The organism is Streptomyces pseudovenezuelae (assembly GCF_029892565.1).
Classification (GTDB): Bacteria; Actinomycetota; Actinomycetes; order Streptomycetales; family Streptomycetaceae; genus Streptomyces; species Streptomyces pseudovenezuelae_A.
Genome location: NZ_JARXVH010000008.1, coordinates 184,011 through 195,827 on the forward strand (window position 1 = coordinate 184,011; position 11,817 = coordinate 195,827).

General features: G+C 70.2%; 7 protein-coding genes and 1 pseudogene. 3 read left to right on the forward strand and 5 right to left on the reverse strand.

Features of this window, described 5'->3' with window-relative positions; translation table 11 throughout:
• Position 1 precedes the first annotated feature (1 nt).
• Together M2283_RS26490 and M2283_RS26495 are read left to right on the forward strand one after the other, a co-directional pair.
• Positions 2 to 1,140, forward strand: a pseudogene (locus tag M2283_RS26490) (LLM class flavin-dependent oxidoreductase).
• 69 nt (positions 1,141 to 1,209) lie between these two features.
• A complete protein-coding gene (locus tag M2283_RS26495) occupies positions 1,210 to 2,367 on the forward strand; it encodes an NAD(P)-binding domain-containing protein (protein WP_280878878.1) in 1,158 nt (385 codons plus the stop codon).
• Between the two features lie 12 nt (positions 2,368 to 2,379).
• Here M2283_RS26495 and mltG read toward each other — a convergent pair whose 3' ends face one another.
• Entirely contained in the window at positions 2,380 to 3,234 is an 855-nt protein-coding gene (gene mltG / locus M2283_RS26500) for an endolytic transglycosylase MltG (protein WP_280878879.1), read from the reverse strand.
• Positions 3,235 to 3,277: 43 nt separating this feature from the next.
• Positions 3,278 to 5,080 carry an ABC transporter ATP-binding protein gene (locus M2283_RS26505; RefSeq protein WP_280878880.1) on the reverse strand — a complete coding sequence of 601 codons (1,803 nt, stop codon included), beginning with the start codon at positions 5,078 to 5,080 and terminating at the stop codon, positions 3,278 to 3,280.
• 93 nt (positions 5,081 to 5,173) lie between these two features.
• On the opposite strand from M2283_RS26505, the gene M2283_RS26510 reads away from it, so the two are divergent.
• Positions 5,174 to 5,656: a MarR family winged helix-turn-helix transcriptional regulator gene (locus tag M2283_RS26510; RefSeq protein WP_280878881.1), complete on the forward strand. Its 483-nt coding sequence runs from the start codon at positions 5,174 to 5,176 to the stop codon at positions 5,654 to 5,656.
• An 80-nt stretch (positions 5,657 to 5,736) separates the two neighbouring features.
• Here the strand turns inward: M2283_RS26510 and M2283_RS26515 are convergent, their stop codons facing one another.
• From M2283_RS26515 to M2283_RS26525, 3 genes are all read right to left on the reverse strand, one after another.
• Positions 5,737 to 7,128, reverse strand: a complete 1,392-nt coding sequence (locus M2283_RS26515; RefSeq protein WP_280878882.1) for a cation:dicarboxylate symporter family transporter — start codon at positions 7,126 to 7,128, stop codon at positions 5,737 to 5,739.
• Positions 7,129 to 7,296: 168 nt separating this feature from the next.
• Positions 7,297 to 8,931, reverse strand: coding sequence for a peptide-N4-asparagine amidase (locus M2283_RS26520; protein ID WP_280878883.1), 1,635 nt, complete (start codon positions 8,929 to 8,931; stop codon positions 7,297 to 7,299).
• A 60-nt stretch (positions 8,932 to 8,991) separates the two neighbouring features.
• Positions 8,992 to 11,814: an FtsX-like permease family protein gene (locus M2283_RS26525; RefSeq protein ID WP_280879087.1), complete on the reverse strand. Its 2,823-nt coding sequence runs from the start codon at positions 11,812 to 11,814 to the stop codon at positions 8,992 to 8,994.
• Positions 11,815 to 11,817 lie beyond the last annotated feature (3 nt).

Sequence of the window (11,817 nt, forward strand, 5' to 3'; positions counted from 1 at the left end):
CATGTCGGTTCACCTGCACTGGTTCCTGCCGACGGGCGGGGACGGCCGTACGCTCGTCGACCGGCATGCCTACGGGTCGAACCAGACCGGCTCCCCGGTCCGCGGAGTTCGCCCGCCGGACATCGAGTACCTCGCCCAAATAGCCAAGGCCGCCGAGCAGTTGGGCTTCGAAGCGGTGCTGACGCCTACCGGCACCTGGTGCGAGGACGCCTGGCTGACGACCGTGGCGCTCGCCCAGCACACCCAACGGCTCAAGTTCCTGGTGGCGTTCAGGCCGGGACTGATCTCGCCGCGCAGATGGCGGCGACCTATCAGCGAGTCACCCGCGGGCGGTTGCTGCTGAACGTCGTCACCGGCGGCGACTCGGCCGAGCAGCGGCGCTTCGGCGACCGGCTCGACCACGACCGGCGGTACGCACGCACGGACGAGTTCCTGTCCGTCGTACGCGGGGTGTGGCGCGGACAGCCGTACGACTTCGACGGCGAGCACTACCAGGTGGAAGGCGGGTTGACCGCGCTGCCGCCCGACCCGTTGCCGCAGGTGTTCTTCGGCGGGTCGTCGCCGGCCGCCGGGCCGGTCGCGGCGCGGCACGCGGATGTCTATCTGACCTGGGGTGAACCGCCCTCGCAGGTCAAGGAGAAGATCGACTGGATCCGGTCGCTCGCCGAGCGGGAGGGCCGGACCGTGCGCTTCGGGGTGCGGCTGCACACCATCTCGCGCGACTCCTCCGCCGAGGCGTGGGCGACGGCGAACCGGCTGCTCGACGACCTCGACGCGGACACGATCGCCGCCGCGCAGACCGCGCTCGGGCGCAGTGAGTCGGTGGGCCAGCAGCGCATGCTCGCCCTGCACGGCGGCTCGCGCAGTGAGCTGGAGATCCACCCGAACCTGTGGGCCGGGGTGGGTCTGGTGCGCGGCGGCGCGGGGACCGCGCTGGTCGGCAGCCATGCCGAGGTGGCCGATCTGATCGAGGAGTACCACGCGCTGGGCGTCGAGCACTTCGTGCTCTCCGGGTATCCGCACCTGGAGGAGGCGTACTGGTTCGGCGAGGGCGTGATTCCCGAGCTGTCGGCGCGCGGGCTGCTGGACGCCCCCGTGGTCGGCGGCGGTGCGCCGCTCCTGGTCGCCGGCGGGCGGTGAGCCAGGGGACAGCGAACCGGCAGGGCCGCGCACGGGAAGATCGGTGACCTCACCACGGTTGGTAGAAGCGTGAACAACACGCGTGAGGTCGAGGTCGTCGTCATAGGCGCTGGGCAGGCGGGTCTGTCCAGCGCCTATCACCTGCGCCGCACCGGCTTCGAGCCGGAGCGCGACTTCGTGGTGCTCGACCACTCCCCCGCCCCGGGTGGCGCCTGGCAGTTCCGCTGGCCCTCGCTGACGTACGGCAAGGTGCACGGCATGCACGCGCTGCCGGGCATGGAACTCACCGATGCCGATCCGACGCGCCCCTCCGCCGAGGTCGTCGCGGAGTACTTCGCCGCCTACGAGCGCGCCTTCGACCTGCGGGTACGGCGTCCCGTGGACGTCCGTGCCGTGCGCGAGGGCGCCGGCGGGCGGCTGCTCGTCGAGACCTCGGACGGCACCTGGTCGACGCGGGCGCTGATCAACGCGACCGGCACCTGGGACCGGCCGTTCTGGCCGCGCTACCGGGGTCAGGAGACCTTCCGCGGAAGGCAGTTGCACACCGCGCAGTACCGCGGTCCCGAGGAGTTCGCAGGGCTACGGGTGATCGTGGTGGGCGGCGGCGCGTCCGGGACCCAGCATCTGCTGGAGATCGCCCCGTACGCGGCCACTACTACCTGGGTCACTCGGCGCCTGCCCGTGTTCCGCGAGGGTCCGTTCAACGAGGACCTCGGCCGGGCGGCCGTCGCTCTGGTCGAGGAACGCGTACGGCAGGGGCTGCCGCCGAAGAGTGTCGTGTCGGTGACCGGGCTGCCGCTCAACGACGCGATCCGGCAGGGCATCGACGACGGTGTCCTCGACCGGCAGCCCATGTTCGACGGCATCACGCCCGAGGGTGTGGAGTGGAACGACGGACGGCGTCTGGCCGCCGACGTGATTCTGTGGGCCACCGGATTCCGCGCCGCCATCGACCACCTGGCGCCCCTGCGGCTGCGGGAAGCCGGTGGCGGGATCCGGGTCGAGGGCACCCGGGCGGTCGCCGACCCGCGCATCCACCTGGTCGGCTACGGCCCCTCGGCCAGCACCATCGGCGCCAACCGGGCCGGCCGCGCGGCCGTACGGGACATCAGGCGACTGCTGGCCGAAACGCCGACCCAGCCGACCGAACCCGCTCAGCCGACCGAGCCCGCCGATTCGATCGAGCCGGCCGAATCGGTTCGATCGGTCGGGTCGGCCGCCGCGTGATGCCCCGCCCGGTCACTTCGTCGGCTTGGGCTGCGTGCTCGCCCCGTCCTTCTGCTGGGCGTTGAACTCCGCGACGTTGCGCTGGTGCTCCGCGAAGTCGGCGGTGAAGCGGGTGTCGCCGGGCTTGACCGTGACGAAGTACAGCCAGTCGCCCGGGGTCGGGGTGATCGCGGCGCGCATGGCGTCCTCACCCGGATTGTCGATCGGCGTGGGCGGCAGGCCCATGCGCATGTACGAGTTGTAGGGGTTGTCGATCCGCGTGTCGTCGGCGGTCGTACGCAACGTCGAGCGGTTCAGGGCGTAGTTGAGCGTGGAGTCCATCTGCAGCGGCATCCCGCGCTCCAGCCGGTTGAAGACGACCCGGGCCACCTTGCCCATGTCCGCCTTCGTGGCCGCCTCCGCCTGGACGATGCTCGCGATCGTCACCGCCTGGTAGACGTTCATCGAGTTGCGCTGGGCGCCCGCGGCGACGGGCGCCCCGTTGAACTTCTTGTTGGCCGTGTCGACCATGTACGACAGCAGCGACTCGGGGGTCGCCTTCTCGGCCAGTGGATACGTCGCCGGGAAGAGGTAGCCCTCGGGGTTGCCCTCGGCGTCGTTCGGCAGCTTCAGGTTCGCCTTCGCCAGCGACTTCTTGGCGCTGCCCGGCGGCAGGGCGAGGACCTTGTCGACGGCGTCGTAGATCTGGCCTGCGCGCCAGCCCTCCGGGATGACCAGCGAGGTGGGCTTGGACTCCCCCTCGCTGTCCAGGCTCAGGAGCGGCACCGCCACGGCGGTGCCGGCCACGACGGCACCGGTCGCGATGAGGGCGAGCCGGCCCCTGCGCGTCAGTCGAATCGTTCTCCGAGGCGGAGTGTTCTGGTACATGCGGGCACGTTAACCCGCATATCGTCACAAACCCGGCATATTTTCAGCTTGTCGGTTCCAGTTGGGCATCCCGGCGTACGAGGGCCGCGTACCGCCCGTCCCGTTCGAGCAGCTCCTCGTGCGTGCCCCGCTCGGCCACGTGCCCGGAGTCGAGGACCACGATCTGGTCGGCGTCGCGGACGGTGGACAGGCGGTGCGCGATGGTGAGCGTCGTGCGGTTGGCCGACAGCGCGTCGATGGCCTCCTGCACGGCATGCTCGGTGCGGGTGTCCAGGGCGCTGGTCGCCTCGTCGAGGATCAGCACCGGCGGGTCGCGCAGGATCGTGCGGGCGATGGCCAGGCGCTGCTTCTCGCCGCCGGAGAACCGGTGGCCGCGCTCGCCGACGACGGTGTCGTACCCGTCGGGCAGGCCCGCTATGTGCTCGTGGATCTGGGCCGCCCGGGCCGCCGCGTACAGCTCCTCGTCGGTGGCCTCCGGCTTGGCGAAGCGCAGGTTGTCGGCGACCGTCGCGTGGAAGAGGTACGTCTCCTGGGAGACGACGCCGACCGCGCGCGCGAGGGTGTCGAAGTCGAGGTCGCGGACATCGACCCCGTCGAGGGTGACCCGGCCGCCCGTCACGTCGTACAGCCGCGGGACGAGATAGCCGAGCGTCGACTTTCCGGCGCCGGTCGGGCCGACGACCGCGAGGCTGCTGCCCGCGGGGACCGTGATGTCGATGGCGTCGAGGATCGGGGCGCCCTTGTCGTCGTAGCGGAACTCGACGTCCTCGAAGGCGACCTCGCCCTTGACGCGGTCGAGGTGGACCGGGTTCTCGCGCTCGGTGATGTCGATCGGCAGGTCGAGGTACTCGAAGATGCGCTGGAAGAGCGCGAGCGAGGTCTGGATCTGGACGCCGGTCGCCAGCAGACTCACGGCCGGGCGGAACAGGCCCTGCTGGAGCGAGACGAAGGCGACGATGGTGCCGATGGAGATGTCGGGGCCGCCCGACTGCAGGGCGAGACCCGCGGTCCAGTAGATGACCGCCGGCATCGCGGCCATGACGATCGTGATGACGGCCATGCGCCAGCGACCGGCCATGTTCGAGCGGACTTCGAGGTCGACCAGGCCCTCGGACTCCTCCGAGAAGGCGTGTGTCAGCGAGTCCGAGCGGCCCATCGTGCGGCCGAGCAGGATGCCGCTGACCGACAGGGACTCGGTGACGGTCGCGGCCATCGCCGCCATCTGCTTCTGGCGCTGGGTGGTGATCTTCTTGCGTTCGTTGCCGACGCGGCGGCTGATCCACACGAAGGCCGGAAGCAGGACCAGGGAGACGGCGGTCAGGCGCCAGTCGAGGGCGACCATCGCGATGATCGTGGCGACCACGCTGGTCAGGTTGGAGACCAGGGACGTGGCCGTGGAGGTCACCGTGGCCTGCATACCGCCGATGTCGTTGGCGATGCGGGACTGCACCTCGCCGGTGCGGGTGCGGGTGAAGAAGGCGAGCGACATGCGCTGCAAGCGGCCGTAGACCGCGGTGCGCAGGTCGTGCATGACGCGCTGGCCGACCGTCGTGGAGATGAGGGTCTGCAGCACGCCGAAGACGCTGGTGAGGACGGCGCTCAGGATCATGCCCAGGGCGAGCAGGCTGAGCAGCCCGGTGCGGCCCTGGGGGATGGCCACGTCCAGCGTTTCCTTGAGCAGGAACGGGGTGGCCACGGTGACCACGGACGCGGCACCGACCAGCACGCCGACCACGGCGAGCCGGGCTCGGTAGGGCTTGAAGAGTCGGAGGATACGGCGCACCTGCCGGGGTTCGTCGGTCGAGGTGCCGGGGCCTGGGGTCCAGTTGATGTCGTCTCGGGGCATGGCTCCTACGGAGGGTGAGGTGGTGCGGACTGAGGGAGCTTAGCTCATTGTTACCTATGCTCACAATGAACTTCATCCTGATATTGTTCCCGCATGAACACCCCCGATTCCGACGGCCTGCTCGCCGAGCAGTTGCTGCGGTTCACCCGCCGTGTGCACCGCATCCAGAAGCGGCACATCGAGCTGGCGGGACTTGGCGTCACCCCCGCTCAGTCCCGTCTGCTGCGCACGCTGTCGCACTGGGGCTCGCCACCACGCATGGCGGATCTCGCCGAGCGCCTGGAGGTGGTTCCCCGGGCCGTGACGACGCTGGTCGACGGACTTGAGGCGAACGGCAAAGTGCGCCGGGTACCCGATCCGACCAACCGCCGGGTGATCCGCATCGAGCTCACGGACGACGGACGCAAGGCGCTGCGCGGCTTGCACACGTCCCGCAGGTCGGCGGCCGAGGAGATCCTGGGGCCACTCACGGGCGAGCAGCGCGAGGTGTTCGGCACGCTGCTGGACACGCTGCTGGACGGGTCCATGCCGGACGGGGCGTCCGGCGCCCACGAGAAACACGGGCACGCCTGCTGAGCAACGCGAATCGGGCCGTGTGCCGACGCTCCGTACGACTGGAGCTGCGGCACACGGCCCGATTCGGTGTCCGGGTGGGATCAGCCGACCTCGGGGGCAGCCTCCTTGACGGCCTGGGCAGGAACCTCGACCGCTCCCTCCGCCTTCTCCGCTTCCCCTCGGGGCTCTTCGGCTACGACCACAATCTCGCCGTCCAGCACCTTCTTCGCCCGTTCCAGATCCAGCGCCCCCTCCCAGCGGGACACCGCGAAGACGGCGACGCAGTTGCCGAGCAGGTTCGTGACGACGCGCATCGAGTCCATGATGCGGTCCACGCCGAGCAGCAGGGCGACCGCGCCGGCCGGGATGGCGCCCAGCGAGGAGGCGGTCGCGGACAGGGCGAGGAAGGCGGAGCCGGGGATGCCCGCCATGCCCTTACTGGTCAGCATCAGCACCAGGACGACGGTGATCTGGTCGCTCAGGCTGAGGTCGACGCCCACGGCCTGCGCGATGAACAGCGTGCCGATGGAGAGGTAGAGCGAGGCGCCGTCGAGGTTGAAGGAGTAGCCGGTGGGCAACACCAGGCCCACGGCGTCGTCGCGGGCGCCGGCCTTGCGCAGCTTCTGCATCACACGCGGCAGGACGGCCTCGGTGGACGCGGTGCCGAGCGCGAGCAGCATCTCCTCGCGGATGTAGCGCAGGAACTTCCAGAGGCTGAGCCCGGTGACCATGCGCAGGGCGACACCGAGCAGCACGACGAACACCGCGGCGGCTGCGTAGCACAGGATGATCAGCTTGGCGTAGGTCTCGATCACGCCGAGGCCGTACTGGCCGATCAGGACGGCCATCGCGCCGAACACGGCGATCGGGGCGAGGCGCATCACGAAGCCGACGATCGCGAAGATGATCTCCTGGGCCTGCTCGATGGCGGGCAGCACCTGCGGCACCTTGGTCCGGCCGAGGTGGAGCAGGGCGGCGCCCACCAGACAGGCCAGGATGAGGACTTGGAGCAGGGAGTTCTCGGCGAACGCGCCGATGAAACTGGTGGGCAGCGCGTTCAGGACGAACTCGGTCGTCGAGGGCAGCGAGCCGCCGCCCGTCTTCGCATCCACGGCCGAGGCGTCGAGCGTCGACGGATCGACGTGCATCCCCGAGCCGGGCTGGACGACGTTGGCGGCGACCAGCCCGATGATCAGGGCGAGCGTGCTCGCGACCTCGAACCAGATCAGGGCCTTGAGCCCGATCCGCCCGAACGCCTTCAGGTCGCCGGCCTTGGCGATGCCGACGACGACCACACAGAACACCAGCGGCGAGATGATCGTCTTGATGAGCCGGGTGAAGCCGTCGCCGAGCGGCTGGAGATCCGTGGCCACATCGGGCCACAGCTTGCCGACGACGATGCCGAGCACGAGCGCGCAGGCGACCTGCGCGAAAAGAGAGGTACGCAATATGCGTGCGACGCGTCGCGGCAGAGACGGGACGGACGGCGGCACGGGCACTCCTTGTGGGGGACGTCTGCCGCAGAAGTCCGGGGCGACTTCTGCGATACGGAAAGCGGCTTCCGTGACGATCACCTTCAGGGTTTTGTTGATCCCGCCGGAAACCTCCGTGTTGCGGATACGTAAATCACGTCCCGTGTGACGCGTCGCACACAACTGCCCTCAGCAGCGGTCGCGTTCCTCCGTGAGCACCCCCTGCACGGTGGTCAGCGAACGGTCGTAGCAGCCCTCGGATCCGTACAACCGGTAGCGCTCGCTCGTCGTGCCGACCGCGTGCCGCTGGTCACGGGGCACGACCGTCGTGTACGTGGCGTCGCCGGTGTAGGTGTCGTCGAGCCGCGACCACGCGGTACGCCGGCCGCCGCGCGACTCGGTCACCGAGGCGCGGTCACCCAGGGTCAGCACGGTGCGCAGCCGGGCGTCGTCGCCGACGGTGGTCGAGCCGTTCATCGTGTACGTCCGTTGCGTGTGCGTCGTGCGGGCCGGTCCGCGTCCGTCGACGGTGACCGACTCGTCGTCGGTCCAGGTGGCGTCGAGGCCGTCGACGTTCTCGCCGTCGGTCCAGTGGTGCGTGGAGGTGTTGGCGAGGGTTCGCCGGACGGTGGTCGTGACGCGGCCGTGCGAGGTGTCGAGATAACCGGCGACGGTCAGCCGGTGGCCGCCCTCGGTGTCCACGCGATGCGGTGAACCGGGCGTGTACGTCGAGGAGTTGGCGAGGTCACCGACCTCGTGCGTGGTGACCTTGCCGGTGACGTGTGCGCGCTTCGCGTCCTGCCAGACGAGGACGTTGACGGGCGTGCTCCAGCCGCTCTGCCCTTCCGGTACGCCGACGACGGAGACCTCGACGCGGTGCGGGCGGCCGTCGTTGAGGAGACCGGCGTAGGGCGTCAGGTCGTATTCGATCGGCTTGACGTCGAAGGCGCGCGGCCCAGGAACGACGTACCAGAGGAAGGGATTTGACCAGCCGCCGGTCCAGACGGTCGGGAACGGCGCGGCGATTCCGGCGAGTTGTCCGTCGACCTTGATCTGCACCTCGCGGTAGGGGCCGCCGTCGGCCTGGCAGGAGTAGGGGGCGGAGTCGGGCACGCTGAGGTACCAGAACTCCTCGCAGCCGCCGCCCGATCCGGTGGCGTACACCTCGGCGAGGATGCGTTCGCTGTTGCGCGGCGTGGTGAGGGTGTTGTCTTCGCCGAGGGTGATGACCTTGTCGGGGGTCGTGGCGGGGCGGCCCGCGTAGAAGGTGAGCGTGACCTTCACGTCGAGGACGCCGGTGTACGTGTCGTCGACGACGTTCCCGATGAGCATCTCGACGTCCTGGGCGTGGCGGAAGGTGTCGCTGTAGCGCGTGACGTCCTTCTCGACGGACCACTTGATGCCGTCGGGCGAGGGTTCGGGGGTCGACGTGCGGAGTATCTCGACGCCGCCGACGTGCACGTAGCCGAGCCGGTCGTACTGCCGTCCCGCGACCTTGCCGTCGAGGCGCAGCACCACCTTGCTCCAGCGGTCGCCGCAACCGGCGGGCGGGGTGTACGTGCCCCGGTAGGGGGTGAAGTCGCGGAACTGCGCCTCGGCGAGGGTGACTTGGCAGGACCGCCCCGAGGGCTTCTTGATGGGCGGGGCCGCGGTGACCGGGTCGTGCCAGTCGGTGCCGAACTCCGCGGGAACATCGGCGGGTTGGGTTCGTGCCTCGGTGGACCGGCCCTGGAATTCGGCGGATTGGGCCGGCCCCGCCCCGAGAGGGGTGCTCGCCACGAGGGTCGCTCCGGCGAGCAAGGACATGATGATCCGTCTCTTCATGGCCGGTGTTCTACGGGGAGTTGACCCCGTCTGGCAATGAGGCCTCCACGGCCGACAGGCTCAGTCGGCGGCCAGCAGATGGGCGGGGGCGATCCGGGACAGCCTCCTGATGGGCACCGTCAGGGCCGCGCTCACCAGTGCGGTCGCCGCGAGCGTGGCCAGCAGGGCGGCGCCGACGATCCCCACGAGATGTCCGTGCAGCACGCCCTGGCCGAGCGCCAGCACTGCCACCAGGCCGGCCACCGCACCCGACAGGCCGCCCAGCAGCGCCAGTCCGATCCCCTCGTAGAGGGTCAGCAGGGCCAGTTCTCGGTTGGTCCAGCCGGTGGCCCGCAGCACGGCGAGGTCGGCCGCGCGCTCACGTTGCGAGAGCACCAGGACGTCGACCGCCCCGGCGGCGCCCAGCAGCAGGGACAAGGCGACGCTGAGGTAGTCGGCGTTCCGTGCCTGCGCCACCACGGCGTTGCCGAGCAGCGATCCCGCCACCTCGCCCTGGAAGGCCAGCGTCAGCGCCAGCAGCACCGTGAAGGCGGCCACCCCGAGTGCCAGACCGGCCGCGCCGAGCACGGTCCGGCCGCGCACCCGCAGCAGGTTGAGCGCGGCGAGGCCGGCCACCGAGCGCACCGGACGGGCGCGACGGGCCCCTGCCACCGGGGGCCGCAGTGCCTGCATGGGCCCCAGCCGGGTGGCGAGCCAGGCCGGGATCAGGCCCGCCGCCGTGGCCAGCAGCAGCGCGACCGGCAGCACCAGGAGCGATTTGGCACCGGCGTCGGGCTGCCCCAGCAACCGGCCGAGCCCGTACGCGAGCAGCGCGCCGGCGACCCCGGCCGCGAGACCGATGGCCGCCAACTCGCCCAGTACCAGCCGGAGTACCTCGCCGCCGCTCCAGCCCACGCAGCGCAGCGTGCCGATCTCGGTGCGGCGCGAACGCACCGACGCCAGCGCCGCCTGCCCGAGGAACAGTGCGCAGACCACCAGGACCAGCAGGAAGAGGATCGCGCTCTTGGTGTCGACCGCCTTGAGGATCCGCAGCGCCACGCCCTTGTCCACCCAGCGCTCCGTGACGTGCGCCTTCGGGCTCAGCGCGACCGTGCGGAGGGTGGGCGAGCTGCCGATCGTGACGTCGACCTCGAGCTTGGGGTAGGCGGTACGGATCGCGCCGGCCACGGCATTGACCCTGGCGCGCGAGGCGGCGTCGACGCCGGTCACTCCGGCCACCCGGATCCTGATCGCGCTGACCGGCGCCCGGTCCTGGAGGCCGGGTGTACGGCGGCTCTTGGTGAGCGTGGTGATGGAGTCCAGCGTGGTCAGCATGGTGGGCGCCGCGCTGAGGTATCCGCCCAGGTTGCGGTCGGGCTGGAGCGGCTTGTCGTCGAGCAGCTCGCGGGTGGCGCTGTCCGCGCCGGTGACCTCCGGGGCCTGATAGGTCTCCAGCGAGGTGTCCGACAGGGGCGAGAAGCCGGGCAGCTTGTCGGTGTCGTAGCGGCCGACCACGCGGATGTACGGAAACGTCAGCCGTCCGTAGTCCTGCTGGTCACACACCCCCAGGTGACCGCAGAAGGTCGAGGGGTGGCCGGTCACCTTCCGGTACTGGGTTCCCTTGTTCTCCTCAGGGACGTCCGGCACCGGCTGCTGGTTGATGTTGGTCACCCACAGGTCGGGTTTCTGCCGAGGCTGCGGTCGGACGGCGAGTTCACCGTCGGGCGTACGGCGGTAGGTCACCGGGCCGACCGTCCAGTACTCCTGGGTGTCGACGCCGTATCTGGGCACCGCTTTCCGGTAGCCCTCGCTCAGGTCGACGCCGACCTTGCCCACGGGTGTGCCCCGCAGTCCGTCGACGTAGCCGGCGGCGGTCGGGTTGCCCAGTCTGGAGGGCAGCGTCGCCGGGTCGCCGATGTCGAGGCGTTCGACGGTGGCGTCGAGCTTGCCCTCGGTCAGCGGTCGGCTGCTGAGCATCACCGGGACGAGCGTCTCCGGCTCCCCGCCCGTCGCCTTGGAGGGCGGAGTGGTGTGCGGTCTGTCCTTCTCGGTGAGCATCCGTCCCGAGGCGAGCGTGTCACCCAGGCCCACCAGTCGGTCCTCGGCCACCGGGTCGACGGCGGACAGCAGGACCGGATAGGCGACCGGGATGTCGATGGTGGCCTTGCCCTGGCCCGACTGGCAGTTCATCCGCGAGTGCAGGCCGGGGTCGAACGCCGACTTGTCGCTGAGGTCCTCGCCGATGATGCTCGACATCATCGGCAGATCGAGACTCCAATTCGTCGCTTCGGTCTTGTCGCCGTTGAAGTAGAAGCACACGTCGTACTTCCCGTCCATCACGTAACGCCGGGTGCTCTTCTCGATCCGGCCCTTTTCCAGAGTGTCCGACCCGAACGTGTCGCCGTACGCCGTACCACACGTGATGGGGCTGCGGGTGAGGTAGACGTACTGGTCGGCGGCGCGGTAGGTGCCCAGGCCCGCGGTCAGGGTCGGGGCGAGGCGGAGGATCTGCCGGGACGCCTTGCCGTCGAGGAAGCGGGACACGTCCACGGAGACGGTGGTGTGCACCATCAGGTAGCCGATGTTGGCGACCGGCGCCGCCACGTCGACCCCGCTCAGGCCCCGGATGTGCCGGTACTGCGCCATGGTGATGCCACCGAACGTGCCGGACAAGAAGTTCGGTGCGACCAGACCGCTCTCCTGCTCGACGTCCGTCCGCGCGCCCGCGGGCCGGACCAGGACGTCGTACGCGGACCGCGCGTTCTTGCGTACGGTGCCCACGGTGGTCGCCTGGCTCGTGTCCACCGTCGAGGTCAGCAGGGTGAAACTGGTGGCCGCCACCAGGATCCCGGCCGCCAGGGCCAACGCGCGCCCGCGTCGTCGGCGGAGCTGCCCGAGGATCATCGC

What these genes read in the sequence shown, in the direction of transcription:
- mltG (WP_280878879.1), bottom strand. Translation starts at nt 3,234, where the DNA reads ATGTACCAGAACACTCCGCCTCGGAGAACGATTCGACTGACGCGCAGG.
- M2283_RS26520 (WP_280878883.1), bottom strand. Translation starts at nt 8,931, where the DNA reads ATGAAGAGACGGATCATCATGTCCTTGCTCGCCGGAGCGACCCTCGTG.
- M2283_RS26525 (WP_280879087.1), bottom strand. Translation starts at nt 11,814, where the DNA reads ATGATCCTCGGGCAGCTCCGCCGACGACGCGGGCGCGCGTTGGCCCTG.
- M2283_RS26505 (WP_280878880.1), bottom strand. Translation starts at nt 5,080, where the DNA reads ATGCCCCGAGACGACATCAACTGGACCCCAGGCCCCGGCACCTCGACC.
- M2283_RS26510 (WP_280878881.1), top strand. Translation starts at nt 5,174, where the DNA reads ATGAACACCCCCGATTCCGACGGCCTGCTCGCCGAGCAGTTGCTGCGG.